At 43.1% G+C, this 14,689-nt stretch carries 8 protein-coding genes, 26 tRNA genes and 3 rRNA genes; 4 read left to right on the top strand and 33 right to left on the bottom strand.

From position 1 onward, the window contains the following. Positions 1 to 97: 97 nt before the first annotated feature. Both AC3B6D_RS02390 and AC3B6D_RS02385 read left to right on the top strand, forming a co-directional pair. A complete protein-coding gene (locus AC3B6D_RS02390) occupies positions 98 to 1,471 on the top strand; it encodes a glycoside hydrolase family 1 protein (RefSeq protein ID WP_489774809.1) in 1,374 nt (457 codons plus the stop codon). 72 nt (positions 1,472 to 1,543) lie between these two features. Further along, the gene (locus AC3B6D_RS02385) at positions 1,544 to 2,866 is read left to right on the top strand and encodes a PTS sugar transporter subunit IIC (protein ID WP_489774808.1); all 1,323 of its coding nucleotides are present in this window, start codon (positions 1,544 to 1,546) and stop codon (positions 2,864 to 2,866) included. Between the two features lie 186 nt (positions 2,867 to 3,052). Here AC3B6D_RS02385 and AC3B6D_RS02380 read toward each other — a convergent pair. The 30 genes from AC3B6D_RS02380 to AC3B6D_RS02235 form a co-directional block, all read right to left on the bottom strand. After that, a tRNA-Leu gene (locus AC3B6D_RS02380) sits at positions 3,053 to 3,137 on the bottom strand. Positions 3,138 to 3,170: 33 nt separating this feature from the next. Beyond that, positions 3,171 to 3,241, bottom strand: a tRNA-Cys gene (locus AC3B6D_RS02375). A gap of 9 nt (positions 3,242 to 3,250) precedes the next feature. Next, positions 3,251 to 3,322 (bottom strand) — tRNA-Gln (locus AC3B6D_RS02370). Positions 3,323 to 3,332: 10 nt separating this feature from the next. Further along, positions 3,333 to 3,406, bottom strand: a tRNA-His gene (locus tag AC3B6D_RS02365). Between the two features lie 10 nt (positions 3,407 to 3,416). Then, positions 3,417 to 3,487: transfer RNA gene (locus AC3B6D_RS02360), tRNA-Trp, on the bottom strand. Positions 3,488 to 3,494: 7 nt separating this feature from the next. Further along, positions 3,495 to 3,577, bottom strand: a tRNA-Tyr gene (locus AC3B6D_RS02355). Between the two features lie 5 nt (positions 3,578 to 3,582). Beyond that, positions 3,583 to 3,655: transfer RNA gene (locus AC3B6D_RS02350), tRNA-Phe, on the bottom strand. Between the two features lie 6 nt (positions 3,656 to 3,661). Beyond that, positions 3,662 to 3,735, bottom strand: a tRNA-Asp gene (locus tag AC3B6D_RS02345). Between the two features lie 3 nt (positions 3,736 to 3,738). Next, positions 3,739 to 3,812: transfer RNA gene (locus tag AC3B6D_RS02340), tRNA-Met, on the bottom strand. 10 nt (positions 3,813 to 3,822) lie between these two features. Continuing rightward, positions 3,823 to 3,910, bottom strand: a tRNA-Ser gene (locus AC3B6D_RS02335). A gap of 30 nt (positions 3,911 to 3,940) precedes the next feature. Beyond that, positions 3,941 to 4,028, bottom strand: a tRNA-Ser gene (locus AC3B6D_RS02330). Between the two features lie 2 nt (positions 4,029 to 4,030). After that, positions 4,031 to 4,104: transfer RNA gene (locus AC3B6D_RS02325), tRNA-Ile, on the bottom strand. A 3-nt stretch (positions 4,105 to 4,107) separates the two neighbouring features. Then, positions 4,108 to 4,178 (bottom strand) — tRNA-Gly (locus AC3B6D_RS02320). A 15-nt stretch (positions 4,179 to 4,193) separates the two neighbouring features. Beyond that, positions 4,194 to 4,266: transfer RNA gene (locus tag AC3B6D_RS02315), tRNA-Phe, on the bottom strand. 6 nt (positions 4,267 to 4,272) lie between these two features. Next, positions 4,273 to 4,346: transfer RNA gene (locus AC3B6D_RS02310), tRNA-Asp, on the bottom strand. 3 nt (positions 4,347 to 4,349) lie between these two features. Then, a tRNA-Met gene (locus AC3B6D_RS02305) sits at positions 4,350 to 4,423 on the bottom strand. A gap of 37 nt (positions 4,424 to 4,460) precedes the next feature. Continuing rightward, a tRNA-Ile gene (locus AC3B6D_RS02300) sits at positions 4,461 to 4,534 on the bottom strand. A 6-nt stretch (positions 4,535 to 4,540) separates the two neighbouring features. Continuing rightward, positions 4,541 to 4,614 (bottom strand) — tRNA-Met (locus tag AC3B6D_RS02295). A 19-nt stretch (positions 4,615 to 4,633) separates the two neighbouring features. After that, positions 4,634 to 4,707: transfer RNA gene (locus AC3B6D_RS02290), tRNA-Pro, on the bottom strand. 9 nt (positions 4,708 to 4,716) lie between these two features. Then, positions 4,717 to 4,790, bottom strand: a tRNA-Arg gene (locus AC3B6D_RS02285). A gap of 9 nt (positions 4,791 to 4,799) precedes the next feature. Continuing rightward, positions 4,800 to 4,885: transfer RNA gene (locus tag AC3B6D_RS02280), tRNA-Leu, on the bottom strand. Between the two features lie 14 nt (positions 4,886 to 4,899). Then, positions 4,900 to 4,971 (bottom strand) — tRNA-Gly (locus AC3B6D_RS02275). Between the two features lie 4 nt (positions 4,972 to 4,975). Continuing rightward, positions 4,976 to 5,048 (bottom strand) — tRNA-Thr (locus tag AC3B6D_RS02270). A 43-nt stretch (positions 5,049 to 5,091) separates the two neighbouring features. Then, positions 5,092 to 5,174: transfer RNA gene (locus tag AC3B6D_RS02265), tRNA-Leu, on the bottom strand. A 4-nt stretch (positions 5,175 to 5,178) separates the two neighbouring features. Then, positions 5,179 to 5,251 (bottom strand) — tRNA-Lys (locus AC3B6D_RS02260). A 2-nt stretch (positions 5,252 to 5,253) separates the two neighbouring features. Then, positions 5,254 to 5,326, bottom strand: a tRNA-Val gene (locus AC3B6D_RS02255). A gap of 15 nt (positions 5,327 to 5,341) precedes the next feature. Next, positions 5,342 to 5,458: ribosomal RNA gene (rrf, locus tag AC3B6D_RS02250) — 5S ribosomal RNA — on the bottom strand. A 73-nt stretch (positions 5,459 to 5,531) separates the two neighbouring features. Further along, a 23S ribosomal RNA gene (locus tag AC3B6D_RS02245) occupies positions 5,532 to 8,448 on the bottom strand. Between the two features lie 155 nt (positions 8,449 to 8,603). Next, a 16S ribosomal RNA gene (locus AC3B6D_RS02240) occupies positions 8,604 to 10,170 on the bottom strand. Together the 16S, 23S and 5S rRNA genes with 26 tRNA genes alongside form the textbook arrangement of a ribosomal RNA operon. A gap of 212 nt (positions 10,171 to 10,382) precedes the next feature. Continuing rightward, positions 10,383 to 10,850: a CvfD/Ygs/GSP13 family RNA-binding post-transcriptional regulator gene (locus AC3B6D_RS02235; protein WP_489774807.1), complete on the bottom strand. Its 468-nt coding sequence runs from the start codon at positions 10,848 to 10,850 to the stop codon at positions 10,383 to 10,385. 70 nt (positions 10,851 to 10,920) lie between these two features. On the opposite strand from AC3B6D_RS02235, the gene AC3B6D_RS02230 reads away from it, so the two are divergent. Together AC3B6D_RS02230 and AC3B6D_RS02225 are read left to right on the top strand one after the other, a co-directional pair. Continuing rightward, positions 10,921 to 11,904 (top strand): NAD(P)/FAD-dependent oxidoreductase, encoded by a 984-nt coding sequence (locus AC3B6D_RS02230; RefSeq protein ID WP_489769144.1) that lies wholly within the window; start codon positions 10,921 to 10,923, stop codon positions 11,902 to 11,904. Between the two features lie 67 nt (positions 11,905 to 11,971). Continuing rightward, complete coding sequence (locus AC3B6D_RS02225; RefSeq protein ID WP_489757275.1) at positions 11,972 to 12,607, top strand: VTT domain-containing protein; 636 nt, start codon at positions 11,972 to 11,974, stop codon at positions 12,605 to 12,607. Between the two features lie 53 nt (positions 12,608 to 12,660). Here the strand turns inward: AC3B6D_RS02225 and AC3B6D_RS02220 are convergent, their stop codons facing one another. Genes AC3B6D_RS02220 through AC3B6D_RS02210 form a run of 3 tightly spaced genes read right to left on the bottom strand, consistent with a single transcriptional unit; the run spans position 12,661 to position 14,688 of the window. Beyond that, positions 12,661 to 13,296, bottom strand: coding sequence for a TIGR01906 family membrane protein (locus AC3B6D_RS02220; protein ID WP_489757709.1), 636 nt, complete (start codon positions 13,294 to 13,296; stop codon positions 12,661 to 12,663). Next, positions 13,296 to 14,069: a TIGR01457 family HAD-type hydrolase gene (locus tag AC3B6D_RS02215; RefSeq protein WP_489757274.1), complete on the bottom strand. Its 774-nt coding sequence runs from the start codon at positions 14,067 to 14,069 to the stop codon at positions 13,296 to 13,298. The genes AC3B6D_RS02220 and AC3B6D_RS02215 overlap by 1 nt, the downstream gene beginning before the upstream one ends. Before the next feature lie 7 nt (positions 14,070 to 14,076). Then, positions 14,077 to 14,688, bottom strand: a complete 612-nt coding sequence (locus tag AC3B6D_RS02210; RefSeq protein WP_489757273.1) for a YutD family protein — start codon at positions 14,686 to 14,688, stop codon at positions 14,077 to 14,079. Position 14,689: the final 1 nt, after the last annotated feature.

Below are 14,689 nucleotides of genomic sequence, written 5' to 3'. Positions count from 1 at the left end.
TTGAAAGATTCAATAAAAAGTATTTACATTTAAAAATAAATGTCTATACTTAAAAGTGGTTTTAAATGTTAGCGATTACAAAAAAGGAGTATAAATTATGACACAGTTACCAGATAACTTTTTCTGGGGTAATTCTACCTCTAGTATGCAGACTGAAGGTGCAGCTAACGAAGGTGGCAAAGGCGCTTCTGTTTATGACCTACGCCCCAGTGGCCCCAACAATTCTGATTGGTCGGTAGCCATTGATGAATATCACCGCTATCCCGAAGATATTGCCTTAATGAAGGATTTAGGAATGAACTTCTATCGTTTTCAAATCTCTTGGAGTCGTGTGCAACCTGATGGCGAAGGCCAGTTTAATAAACAAGGTCTCAAATTTTATCATGACTTAATTGATGAATTACTTAAAAATGGTATTCAACCGATGATTTGCTTATATCATTTTGACATGCCTTTAAAGCAAGCACAAAAATATAATGGCTTTGTGAACAAACATGTGGTTGACAATTTTGTGACTTACGGTCAACAAATGGTGATTGAGTTTTCTTCACAAGTCAAATATTGGCTCACGTTTAACGAACAAAATTTATATAGTACCCAAGAAGCCTTTCATTGTAGTGGCTACTTAAAGGGGCAAAAAACTACTCGTGAACTGTTTCAAATTCAACATAATTTAGCTTTAGCTCATGCGCGTATCGCTAACTTTATTCATCAAAATTATCCTGATTTAAAAATTGGCGGAATGGAAGCTTTCCAAGAAATTTATCCCGCTACTGCTAATCCACAAGATGTGGCCGCAGTTAGAAAATTTAAAGAATTTACAGATTATAATCTTTTGCGCATTTTTACTGAAGGACAATATTCAGACGAAGTAGTGGCCTTTATGAAGCAACAACACTTAGAAGACATTTTACAAACTAGTGAGCTAGCTGAAATCAAACAAACCCGTAGTGATTTTATCAGTTTTAGCTATTATGCAACCTCTTGCCTAGACAGCTCTAAAATCCCCGTTGGGACTATTCCTAATGACTTTGGTTCCGTAGGTCATGCGCATAATCCTTATTTACAAACTAATGAATGGCAGTGGCAAATTGATCCCCAAGGTTTTTATGGTATTTTAATGGACTTAGCTAACCGCACTCACTTACCGATTTTCCCAATTGAAAATGGTCTTGGGGTCCGTGAAAGTTGGGATGGTCAACACGAAATTAATGACTATTACCGTATTAACTACCATCGCCAACATTTGGTGGCCTTGAAACAAGCAGTCCAAGATGGAGCTCACGTTATTGGTTATTTGGGTTGGGGGTTAATTGATATTCCAAGTTCCCAAGGCAATGTGGATAAACGTTATGGCGTTGTTTATGTCAATCGCACGAATCATGATCTCAAAGATTTAAAACGGGTCCCCAAAAAAAGTTATCACTGGCTGCAAAAAGTAATCCAATCCAATGGTAATCAATTATTTTAATTGTAAATAGACCAACAGTGAAACACGAGCAAATATTCTTCAATCAGATTTAACCATAAGGAGGTTGTTTTAATGGCTCAAACTGCTTCAGCAAATAAAAGTCGTGGCAAACGCTTTTTTGATAAATTTACTGAAATTTCTGTCAAAATTGGTAATGAAGTTCACTTACGCTCTTTGCGAGATGCTTTTGCCACAATCATGCCCCTCTTCATTTTAGCTGGCTTAGGTGTCTTAATGAATAATGTAGTCTTTCCTCTATTTGCTCATGGCAAAACCTTAGCCAATTTACAAATTTGGGGCAGTGACATTAGCAACGGGACCTTAAACATTGCCGGATTAGTTTTAGCACCAGCAATTGGTTATACCTTATCAGTTAATAAAAAGTATAAGAACGGAATTCTTGCGGCTATTATTTCCTTAGCTAGCTTAATTATTATGATGCCCGCTACAGTTAAGTTAACCATTGCCCACAGTACGAAAAATATTAACGTCACCGGTGGCTTATCTTATACTAACTTGGGCACCACAGGAATGTTCTCTGGCATTATTATTGGATTATTAGCAACCGAATTATTTATTGGTTTATCAAATATTAAACATTTAAAAATTCATCTCGGGGAAAATATTCCGCCAGCGATAGCCGCTTCGTTTAACGACTTGATTCCCTCTATCTTAACTTTAAGTATTTTTGCACTCATTTCCGCCCTATTGATGGTTTTCGGTAAAACTAACTTGATTGACCTGATTACCAACTTAATTCAAGAACCATTACGCGGCTTTACAACTAGCTTACCGGGGATGCTTTTTATCTATAGTGTAGGAAACTTTCTCTTTACTTTAGGTATTCACCAAACAGTTATCAATGGGACTTTACTGGATCCATTATTATTAATCAATATGAATAAGAATATGGCAGCCTTTGAAGCACACAAACATATTCCCTATATTTTGACTTATACTTTTCGCGATGTGTTCGGAATGATTGGTGGTACGGGCTGTACCTTGTGTTTATTAATTGCTATTTTTATTTTTTCCAAAATGAAATCCAGCAAAGAAATTGCGGGATTAGCCATTGCGCCTAGTATCTTTAATATTAATGAACCCGTCATCTTTGGCTATCCTATCGTTTTTAATATTCCTATGATGATTCCCTTTGTTTTAATGCCCGTCATTGGTGATTTAATTGCTTACTTTTTCACAGCCATTGGTTGGATGAATCGTGTCGTGGTTTTAGTTCCTTGGACCACTCCGCCCCTCTTAAATGCTTATTTATGTACTGCCGGTGATTGGCGTGCCGTCATTGTACAATTATTAATTATCATTATCGGCGTGCTATTTTATTTACCATTCATGTTTATTAGTGAACGTACAATGCAAAAAAGCGCACAATTGTAAAATTAAAATAAACAAATTTTAAAAAACAAGTCTTGTTTGATTTTCTGACCAAACAAGACTTGTTTTTTAAGGTTCTATAATATTGAGTGTTGATAAGTATTTCGTCGGCACTCTTTTTTATGTAGACCAATTTATTTTGAAACACAAAAAAACAGCTAACATAATTAAGTTAACTGTTTCATCAGATACCGGTGATCGGGGTCGAACCGATACTCCTTTAACAGGAACTGGATTTTGAATCCAGCGCGTCTGCCAATTCCGCCACACCGGCAAAATATTAATAATAAACCATGGCTAAAGCCAAAGGCGGTAACCGGATTTGAACCGGTGGTCAAGGTTTTGCAGACCTCTGCCTTACCACTTGGCTATACCGCCAGGTAAAAATTGGGTTAGCTGGATTCGAACCAGCGCATAATGGAGTCAAAGTCCATTGCCTTACCACTTGGCTATAACCCAATAAAGAAAGGGCGGTATATGAGACTCGAACTCATGTATGCCGGTGCCACAAACCGGTGTGTTAACCAACTTCACCAATACCGCCAGGATATAACAGGGATAGTAGGAGTTGAACCCACATCGACGGTTTTGGAGACCGTTGTTCTACCATTGAACTATATCCCTATTATGATGGAAGGGAGTGGATTCGAACCACCGAACCCGAAGGAGCGGATTTACAGTCCGCCGCGTTTAGCCAGACTTCGCTACCCTTCCATAAATGGCGCGGGACAGAATCGAACTGCCGACACATGGAGCTTCAATCCATTGCTCTACCGACTGAGCTACCGAGCCATCTAACGGTCCTAACCGGACTTGAACCGGTGATCTCCTGCGTGACAGGCAGGCGTGATAACCAACTACACCATAGGACCAAATTGCGGGAGTAGGGTTTGAACCTACGACCTTCGGGTTATGAGCCCGACGAGCTACCAGACTGCTCCATCCCGCGATAATTATAAAGGAGGATGTGGGATTTGAACCCACGCACGCTGTTACACGCCTGACGGTTTTCAAGACCGTTCCCTTAAGCCACTTGGGTAATCCTCCAAATCGCAATAAACATGGAAAAAATTCCAACGGAGAAGGAGGGATTTGAACCCTCGCGCCGCTTACGCGACCTACACCCTTAGCAGGGGCGCCTCTTCAGCCACTTGAGTACTTCTCCAATGGGCCTAAATGGACTTGAACCATCGACCTCACGCTTATCAGGCGTGCGCTCTAACCAGCTGAGCTATAGGCCCATAAGCGGGTGACGAGAATCGAACTCGCGACAACAGCTTGGAAGGCTGTGGTTTTACCACTAAACTACACCCGCAATCTTTAACAAAAATGGCGCGGGACAGAATCGAACTGCCGACACATGGAGCTTCAATCCATTGCTCTACCGACTGAGCTACCGAGCCATCTAACGGTCCTAACCGGACTTGAACCGGTGATCTCCTGCGTGACAGGCAGGCGTGATAACCAACTACACCATAGGACCAAATTGCGGGAGTAGGGTTTGAACCTACGACCTTCGGGTTATGAGCCCGACGAGCTACCAGACTGCTCCATCCCGCGATAATAAAATCTTACCACAAAGTCCATAAAAAATCTATGGACCTTGTAGGACTCGAACCTACGACCGAACGGTTATGAGCCGTTTGCTCTAACCAACTGAGCTAAAGGTCCGATTAATAGCGGCGAAGGGGATCGAACCCCCGACCTCCCGGGTATGAACCGGACGCTCTAGCCAGCTGAGCTACACCGCCATAGCTATTAAAAAGCTAATCGGGAAGACAGGATTCGAACCTGCGACCCCCTGGTCCCAAACCAGGTGCTCTACCAAACTGAGCCACTTCCCGAAAAAAACATGCACCCAGTAGGAGTCGAACCTACAACCTTCTGATTCGTAGTCAGACACTCTATCCAATTGCGCTATGGGTGCTCATTATAATGCCGAGGACCGGAATCGAACCGGTACGGTAATCACTTACCGCAGGATTTTAAGTCCTGTGCGTCTGCCAGTTCCGCCACCCCGGCGTGATTATAATGAAAGCGGAAGACGGGATTCGAACCCGCGACCCCCACCATGGCAAGGTGATGTTCTACCACTGAACTACTTCCGCAAAATGCCGACTAGAGGATTCGAACCTCCGACCCTCTGTTTACAAGACAGATGCTCTGCCAGCTGAGCTAAGTCGGCATAATAAAAATAAAACTATAACATATTTCAAAGAACATGCAAGTGCGGGAGAAGGGACTTGAACCCATACGTCCAAAGGACACTAGAACCTAAATCTAGCGCGTCTGCCAATTCCGCCACACCCGCAAAATGAGTCGCGTGGGGCTCGGACCCACGACCCACGGCTTAAAAGGCCGTTGCTCTACCAACTGAGCTAGCGACTCAATGGAAGATACAGGGCTCGAACCTGTGACCCTCTGCTTGTAAGGCAGACGCTCTCCCAACTGAGCTAATCTTCCAAGATAATAAGAGCAGCATGGCAACGACCTATCCTCGCAGGTAGTTTCCCACCAACTACTTTCGGCGCTGAGAAGCTTAACTTCTGTGTTCGGCATGATTCCAGGTGTTTCCTCCTCGCTATCGCCACCACACTTGCTCTCTTCTTACCTTCTGAAAGAACCTTAGTCCTCTCAAAACTGAATATTATGTTCTTACTCGACACCCTTGGTTAAGCCCTCGACCGATTAGTATTGCTCAGCTCCATGTATCACTACACTTCCACTCGCAACCTATCTACCTCATCTTCTTTGAGGGGTCTTACTTCATTACTGAATGGGAAATCTCATCTTGAGGTGGGTTTCACACTTAGATGCTTTCAGCGTTTATCCCTTCCATACTTAGCTACCCAGCTATGCCTTTGGCAAGACAACTGGTACACCAGTGGTATGTCCATCCCGGTCCTCTCGTACTAAGGACAGATCCTCTCAAATTTCCTACGCCCGCGACGGATAGGGACCGAACTGTCTCACGACGTTCTGAACCCAGCTCGCGTACCGCTTTAATGGGCGAACAGCCCAACCCTTGGGACCGACTACAGCCCCAGGATGCGATGAGCCGACATCGAGGTGCCAAACCTCCCCGTCGATGTGAACTCTTGGGGGAGATAAGCCTGTTATCCCCAGGGTAGCTTTTGTCCGTTGAGCGATGGCCCTTCCATACGGTGCCACCGGATCATTAAGCCCGACTTTCGTCCCTGCTCGACTTGTCTGTCTCGCAGTCAAGCTCCCTTCTACCTTTACACTCTACGAATGATTTCCAACCATTCTGAGGGAACCTTTGGGCGCCTCCGTTACTGTTTAGGAGGCGACCGCCCCAGTCAAACTGCCCACCTGACACTGTCTCCCGCCGTGCTTCAACGGCGCGGGTTAGAGCTTTCATATAACAAGGGTAGTATCCCACCAGCGCCTCCTTCGATACTAGCGTACCGATCTCTACGGCTCCTACCTATCCTGTACATGTTACACAAAAACTCAATATCAAGCTACAGTAAAGCTCCATGGGGTCTTTCCGTCCTGTCGCGGGTAACCTGCATCTTCACGGGTATTATAATTTCACCGAGTCTATCGTTGAGACAGTGCCCAAATCATTACGCCTTTCGTGCGGGTCGGAACTTACCCGACAAGGAATTTCGCTACCTTAGGACCGTTATAGTTACGGCCGCCGTTTACTGGGGCTTCAATTCTGGGCTTCGACCGAAGTCTAACTCATCCTCTTAACCTTCCAGCACCGGGCAGGCGTCAGCCCCTATACGTCATCTTACGATTTTGCAGAGACCTGTGTTTTTGATAAACAGTTGTTTGGGCCTTTTCACTGCGGCTGGCTCTTACACCAGCACCCCTTCTTCCAAAGTTACGGGGCTATTTTGCCGAGTTCCTTAACGATAGTTCTCTCGCTCACCTTAGGATTCTCTCCTTGACTACCTGTGTCGGTTTGCGGTACGGGTATTCAGTGTCTCACTAGAAGCTTTTCTCGGCAGTGTGACTATTGTGCTTCGCTACTTTAATTTCGCTCCCTATCACAACTCATCCTTCGCGGTTATAAGCATTTGACTCATATCCAGACTCGCTGCTTAGACATGCTTTTCCAGCTGCATGCTCACAATTCATCTCCTGCGTCCCTCCATCGTTCAAACAACACTGAACAGTACAGGAATCTCAACCTGTTTTCCATCGATTACGCCTCTCGGCCTCATCTTAGGTCCCGACTAACCCTGGGCGGACGAGCCTTCCCCAGGAAACCTTAGTCATCCGGTGGACCAGATTCTCACTGGTCTTTCGCTACTCATACCGGCATTCTCACTTCTAAGCTCTCCACCAGTCCTCTCGATCTGGCTTCTTCGTGCTTACAACGCTCTCCTACCACGTACATCTTTCGATGCACATCCACAGTTTCGGTACCATACTTAGCCCCGGTACATTTTCGGCGCAGAACCACTCGACTAGTGAGCTATTACGCACTCTTTAAATGAGTTGCTGCTTCTAAGCCAACATCCTAGTTGTCTGTGCAGTTCCACTTCCTTTTCCACTTAGTATGGATTTTGGGACCTTAACTGGTGATCTGGGCTGTTCCCCTTTCGACGATGGATCTTATCACTCACCGTCTGACTCCCGGAGAAAGATCTTTGGCATTCGGAGTTTATCTGAATTCAGTAACCCATGTTGGGCCCCTAGTCCAAACAGTGCTCTACCTCCAAGATCCTCTTCTCCGAGGCTAGCCCTAAAGCTATTTCGGAGAGAACCAGCTATCTCCAAGTTCGTTTGGAATTTCACCGCTACCCACACCTCATCCCCGCAATTTTCAACTTACGTGGGTTCGGTCCTCCAGTGCGTTTTACCGCACCTTCAACCTGGACATGGGTAGGTCACTTGGTTTCGGGTCTACGACTACGTACTCTCTTTCGCCCTATTCAGACTCGCTTTCGCTTCGGCTCCGTCTTCTCAACTTAACCTCGCACGCAATCGTAACTCGCCGGTTCATTCTACAAAAGGCACGCCATCACTCTTTAACGAGCTCTGACTACTTGTAGGCACACGGTTTCAGGATCTATTTCACTCCCCTTCCGGGGTGCTTTTCACCTTTCCCTCACGGTACTTGTTCTCTATCGGTCACTAGGGAGTATTTAGCCTTGGGAGATGGTCCTCCCTGCTTCCGACGGGGTTTCACGTGCCCCGCCGTACTCAGGATACTGGTAGAGTGTCTCTGATTTCGCCTACTAGACTATCACTATCTCTGGTTCAGCTTCCCAACTGATTCAGCTATCTTCGACTATCTCACGTCCCAGTCCTACAACCCCAAAGAGCATGCTCTCTGGTTTGGGCTCTTTCCGTTTCGCTCGCCGCTACTCAGGAAATCGATTTTTCTTTCTCTTCCTATGGCTACTTAGATGTTTCAGTTCACCACGTCTTCCTCACTTACAACTTTCGTCGCAGTGTGACTAAGCTTTACCTTAGCCGGGTTCCCCCATTCGGATATCTCCGGATCTTCGTTTACTTACAACTCCCCGGAGCATTTCGCTGTTCGTTGCGTCCTTCTTCGGCTCCTAGTACCTAGGCATCCACCGTGCGCCCTTATTATCTTAACCTTAATTACTACTGTTTCTTACTTTCTTCGAATCTCTCGATTCTCGGTGTCTTTCTTCTCATAATATTCAGTTTTCAAAGTACTAATGTTTGAGAGTAGACCTCTCAAAACTAAACAAAGTTTCTTGCCAACTGCTTTCCGTTTATTTTTCCTTAGAAAGGAGGTGATCCAGCCGCAGGTTCTCCTACGGCTACCTTGTTACGACTTCACCCTAATCATTTGTCCTACCTTAGACGGCTAGCTCCCCGAAGGGTTACCCCACCGGCTTTGGGTATTACAAACTCTCATGGTGTGACGGGCGGTGTGTACAAGGCCCGAGAACGTATTCACCGTGGCATGCTGATCCACGATTACTAGCGATTCCAACTTCATACAGGCGAGTTGCAGCCTGCAATCCGAACTGAGAATGGTTTTTAGAGTTCTGCTTGCCCTCACGAGTTCGCTTCTCGTTGTACCATCCATTGTAGCACGTGTGTAGCCCAGGTCATAAGGGGCATGATGATTTGACGTCGTCCCCACCTTCCTCCGGTTTGTCACCGGCAGTCTCACTAGAGTGCCCAACTTAATGCTGGCAACTAGTAACAAGGGTTGCGCTCGTTGCGGGACTTAACCCAACATCTCACGACACGAGCTGACGACAACCATGCACCACCTGTCTTCCTGTCCCCGAAGGGAACCCTGTATCTCTACAGCTTTCAGGAGATGTCAAGACCTGGTAAGGTTCTTCGCGTTGCTTCGAATTAAACCACATGCTCCACCGCTTGTGCGGGCCCCCGTCAATTCCTTTGAGTTTCAACCTTGCGGTCGTACTCCCCAGGCGGAGTGCTTAATGCGTTAGCTGCAGCACTGAGAGGCGGAAACCTCCCAACACTTAGCACTCATCGTTTACGGCATGGACTACCAGGGTATCTAATCCTGTTCGCTACCCATGCTTTCGAGCCTCAGCGTCAGTTACAGACCAGAGAGCCGCCTTCGCCACTGGTGTTCTTCCATATATCTACGCATTTCACCGCTACACATGGAGTTCCACTCTCCTCTTCTGCACTCAAGTTTGACAGTTTCCGATGCACTTCCTCAGTTAAGCTGAGGGCTTTCACATTCAGACTTTTCAAACCGCCTGCGCTCCCTTTACGCCCAATAAATCCGGACAACGCTTGCCACCTACGTATTACCGCGGCTGCTGGCACGTAGTTAGCCGTGACTTTCTGGTTGAATACCGTCACTACTTGAGCAGTTACTCTCAAGCACGTTCTTCTTCAACAACAGGATTTTACGATCCGAAAACCTTCTTCATCCACGCGGCGTTGCTCCATCAGACTTTCGTCCATTGTGGAAGATTCCCTACTGCTGCCTCCCGTAGGAGTTTGGGCCGTGTCTCAGTCCCAATGTGGCCGATTACCCTCTCAGGTCGGCTACGTATCATCGCCTTGGTGGGCCTTTACCTCACCAACTAGCTAATACGCCGCAGGTCCATCCTTTAGTGACAGCCGAAACCGTCTTTCATTCCTTAATCATGTGATTAAGCACTTTATGCGGTATTAGCAACTGTTTCCAATTGTTATCCCCCGCTAAAGGGCAGGTTACCTACGTGTTACTCACCCATCCGCCGCTCGCGTCCATATCTTCCTACCCGAAGGTATTCCGTTACTTCTGCTCGCTCGACTTGCATGTATTAGGCACGCCGCCAGCGTTCGTCCTGAGCCAGGATCAAACTCTCATTTTTTGTTAGTTTGTTGACTCAGACTTAGAACTCTAACGTTCTTTGTCTTCTTTATTACTTTTAAATTGACAGGTTCTTTTTCAAGAACCCAGCACTTGGCTTTTAAAGAAACTTTGTTCAGTTTTCAAAGATCTACTTAACTTTTTGTTGATTACCACTTGATTAAGCGGCTCATTTAGTTTATCATCTTATCATGAGCTTGTCAACTGTTTTTTTTATTTGCTTAACAGTGACGCGCATGACTCATTGACAACAGAAAATATATTATCAACTTTTTTACCCTTTTGCAACCCCTTTTTGACATTTTTTGATTTTTTTTCAATTTTCTGTAGTTCTTCCTTAATCCAAGCCTCTTTATGCCTGGCAATTGTATGATAACCGATGTTCTTTTGTTGATCGGTCCAGTAACTTTTTCGATTATAATGTTGACTATCATATAAAACTGGCTTTAATGCTCGTAATGATAAACTGATTTTTTCATCATATTCATCAATATTTAGGATACGCACTTGAATTACCTGTCCCAAATGTAAAAGCTCAGAAATATCATCAACATAACCATTCCGAAATTCCGAAATATGAATTAATCCTTGTCGATTACTATCCTTTATTTGGACAAATGCACCATAAGATCTAATTCCCGTAACGGTTCCTGAGACAACCTGGCCTATCGTTAAATCCATAAAATTATTACCTCTTTACTAAGATTAACATATAATATTAACCAATGTAATTATATTTGAGGTGCTACTTATGAAAGATAAAACGTTTGATGTCGCAATTATTGGTGGAGGGCCAATCGGGATTTTTACTGCTTATTACGCTGCTATGCGGGGCTTAGATGCAGTCTTAATTGAAGGAATGCCTAATCTAGGAGGCCAACCACGCAACTTATATGCGCAAAAAAAGATTTACGATGTTGCTGGCAAATTTGGCATTACTGGTCAAGGTTTGATTGATGATCTAATTCAAACTGGAACCCAAATTCAGTATACTAAGCGATTAAATACCATTGTCAATAATATAGTTAAACAAGATGATATTTATCAATTAGTAACTAATCGTCAAGATATTTTCGCTAAAGCCGTCATCATCACCGTCGGCAATGGTCCTTTCAAGCCGCGCAAATTAGCCTTTGACTATGATCAAAAACTCGAAGGCCATCAGTTAGACTACTTTGTTCAAGATATTAATTCTTATCAGAACAAAACAGTGTTGATAGCTGGAGGTGGTGATACTGCCGTAGATTGGGCCTTAACAATCAACAAAATTGCACATAAAACTTTTCTCTTACATCGCAGAGATCAATTTCGTGCGTTAGAATCTAGTGTCCAGGCTTTAAAAGAATCTACCATTCAACTATTAACGCCCAAAATAATCACTAACCTTGTGTTAGCTGACAATCAGCAACTAACTGTTAGCTATAAAGAAGTGGGACAAAATCAAGTAGAGACTATTAATGTTGACAAATTATTAGTTAACTATGGCATTATGAGTGATTCACGTCTTTTAAGAAATTGGGAGCTTAAACTTCAAGGCCCGTTTATTCAAGTTGATTCCAAAATGCGAACCAATCGTCCTAATATTTATGCTGCCGGCGATGTCGTTAGCTATCCGGGGAAGCAGCGCCTAATTACTTTAGGATTTAGTGAAGGCACCATTGCCGTTAATTCTGCTGTTGAGGCAATCAATCCGAAGAATAGTCGTTTAATGCACAGTTCTTCCATGTTCAATTAAGTTTTTATGGAACTTCTCACTAGCAACCAGTAAAATATACATCAAAAGCAAAAATTAAGGAGTCTTTATGCAACTAATTGATTTTGTAATGAATGTCGACAAACACCTTGCTGGGTTGGTTAACCAATTTGGTAACTGGTCTTACATTATTTTATTTTTGATTATTTTTATCGAAACTGGAGCAGTCATTCTTCCATTTTTACCCGGTGACTCACTTTTATTTGCTGCTGCCGCTTTAGCAGCCAACAAAGCTAGTGGGCTTAATGTTTGGTTATTATTTTTACTCTTTCTGCTGGCTGCCATGGGTGGTGATTCTTGTAATTATTCAATTAGTAAGTATCTCAATCATTGGCTGCAAGGAAAAGCTTGGTTTCATAAACTGGTTAAACCCGAATATATCAATCAAGCTCAAACATTTTTTGATAAACATGGTGGTAAAGCCATCGCTATGGGCCGATTTATTCCAATAGTTCGCACGTTTGTACCTTTTGTAGCCGGCAGTGGCGCATTAAAGTATCGACGTTTCTTGCACTATAACTTCATCGGTTCTTTTATCTGGGTTAGTATTTGTTTAATTTGTGGGCACTTTTTTGGCAACTTGCCCTTCGTTCAAGAGCATTTTTCCATGATTGTACTGGCAATTATCGTCATTTCGGTACTGCCTGCCGTCGTGGGCATGCTTCGGGCCAAATCAACTAAATAAAAACTATTAAAAAAGGCTGAATTCTTCTAATTGATAGAATTCAGCCTTTTTTATTATGATTTTAGTCTTTTTTGGGCATAACAATGTTGCCAATATAAGCTTATTAATACCAATAATTCAAAAACTAGAAATGCTAGTATAAAGCAATGTAAAAAGAAGGTATCTGGCAAAATATTAATAACCGGATCTTTTAACGGATCAAACAACCAATCATTATTGCGAAAAAGAAGCTGGTGAAATACTACAAAAAAGCCATCAAAATCTAAACCAGCCAATGCCCCTAAGATTAACGGCACTACTCCTAAAATTCGCAACCATTGCAAATTAATCGTCATTAAAGGTAATAATTGGTGGTGCTTTTGCCACCAAATAATGATTGCTCCACTGAACAGCCATACTAAGCCCACTAATAAAAACAGCTCCTTGACCTCTCGAAAATGTTCCAAGCCCTGAGCCGAACTAAAAAAGTTAGCCAATACCAAATGTTTTTTTAACGGATTAATTAAGTACAGCATAATTTGACCATAATTATGCCAAATTTGATGATTAGAAAGGTGCACTACCAAATTTAATTGTAAATAATGTAAGTCACACCAAAAAATCAAAAAACTGCCTAAAATCGTCACGATCACAGCCGACGTTAAAATAAAAACTAAACTAACTACCAAAAAATTGAGGTTTAATATCATCAATCCACACGCCACTCATCCAAACTAGCAATTTGATAAGTTGGTTTGCGCGCATATTGTGCCACTTGTGCTGGCGTACTGACCCCTGTATAAACTAAGATTGTATCAATTCCGGAATTAAAACCACATTCAATATCTGTATGATAATTATCACCAATAATGGCCACTTGTTGGCGTTGCCAACCTAATTGTTTCAAAGCAAAATCAGCAATCGTCCGTTCCGGTTTACCAATATAAATAGCTTTTTGTTGTGTCGAAGTTTCCACAAAAGAAACAATTGACCCCGCTCCAGGGACTAATCCACGTTCATTGGGCAAATTAGTGTCCGCATTGGTTCCAATAAATTGCGCACCATTTTTGATCGCCAACGTAGCTACTTCTAATTTATGGTAAGTTAAATCTGTGTCTAACCCCACTACTACATAATCAGGATTGACCTCTGAATACTGAATACCAGCTTGAAAAAGTGCCGACTTTAAGCCCCATTCACCAATCACGAAACAAGTATTTGCTGCCGAAAGTTGATGGTGTTGAATATAATCAGCACTCGCTGCTGCCGGGGTAATAATTTGCTGCGGTGTCACCTTAATCTGATGATTAACACGTAAATTATCAGCCACCTGCTGTGGCGTTTTGGTAGTATTATTACTCAAAAAAGCAAACGGAATCTGTTGTTGCTGTAATCGCGTAATAAAGCGTGCGGCGGCAGCAATTTTTTGCCGCCCCCGATACATTGTTCCGTCCAAATCAATTAAATAGCCTTGATATTTCATACTTCATTTATCCTTGTTGTTTAAGATTTCGAATTTTAAAATTGGATTTTTTAGTAACTTTTCCCCGTGAATGAACCACAGGCGTTTTCTTTAGTGAACGGCGCTTAAACTGTTGCGCCGTTGTTTTAACTTTATGCTGATTCGCATACTTTTTTTGAATATTACGCTTTTTAATCAGCTGTTTATGAACTTCGGGGGCCTTTTGTTCCCGCTCTAAGACAAAATAAGCACAGCCAAAATTACAATATTCTAACAGATAATCCTGCAGTGTATTAATCTTTTGATCAATCTTGGCATGAATTCGATTATTATCATAGAACCCCCGTAAGCGTAATTGCCCGTAGCCCCAATCGCCGACAATATAATCGTACTTTTGTAAAACGGAATTATAACGTAGCGCCAGCCGATTTAAATCCAAACCATTCTGGTGGTTAGTGACAATCAAATACGGTTCTTGATTGATTTTAATCTGTTCAGGACTAATCTGTAAAACTTCAGCCGCTGATTGTTCCGCCTCGTCTGATAACTCATCATTTGTCACAGCAATGGCATGTTCAATACTGCGACTCAGAATCGATTTTTTTTTCGTCGCTACAGTAACGCTCTTTTTCTCTGGCATA

The organism is Bombilactobacillus sp. ESL1097 (assembly GCF_058107205.1).
This window is presented reverse-complemented; position numbering and strand designations above follow the sequence as displayed.

Coding starts and splice junctions, on each gene's coding strand:
- AC3B6D_RS02210 (WP_489757273.1), bottom strand. CDS start 14,688: ATGCCAGAGAAAAAGAGCGTTACTGTAGCGACGAAAAAAAAATCGATT.
- AC3B6D_RS02235 (WP_489774807.1), bottom strand. CDS start 10,850: ATGGATTTAACGATAGGCCAGGTTGTCTCAGGAACCGTTACGGGAATT.
- AC3B6D_RS02220 (WP_489757709.1), bottom strand. CDS start 13,296: ATGATATTAAACCTCAATTTTTTGGTAGTTAGTTTAGTTTTTATTTTA.
- AC3B6D_RS02230 (WP_489769144.1), top strand. CDS start 10,921: ATGAAAGATAAAACGTTTGATGTCGCAATTATTGGTGGAGGGCCAATC.
- AC3B6D_RS02390 (WP_489774809.1), top strand. CDS start 98: ATGACACAGTTACCAGATAACTTTTTCTGGGGTAATTCTACCTCTAGT.
- AC3B6D_RS02225 (WP_489757275.1), top strand. CDS start 11,972: ATGCAACTAATTGATTTTGTAATGAATGTCGACAAACACCTTGCTGGG.
- AC3B6D_RS02385 (WP_489774808.1), top strand. CDS start 1,544: ATGGCTCAAACTGCTTCAGCAAATAAAAGTCGTGGCAAACGCTTTTTT.
- AC3B6D_RS02215 (WP_489757274.1), bottom strand. CDS start 14,069: ATGAAATATCAAGGCTATTTAATTGATTTGGACGGAACAATGTATCGG.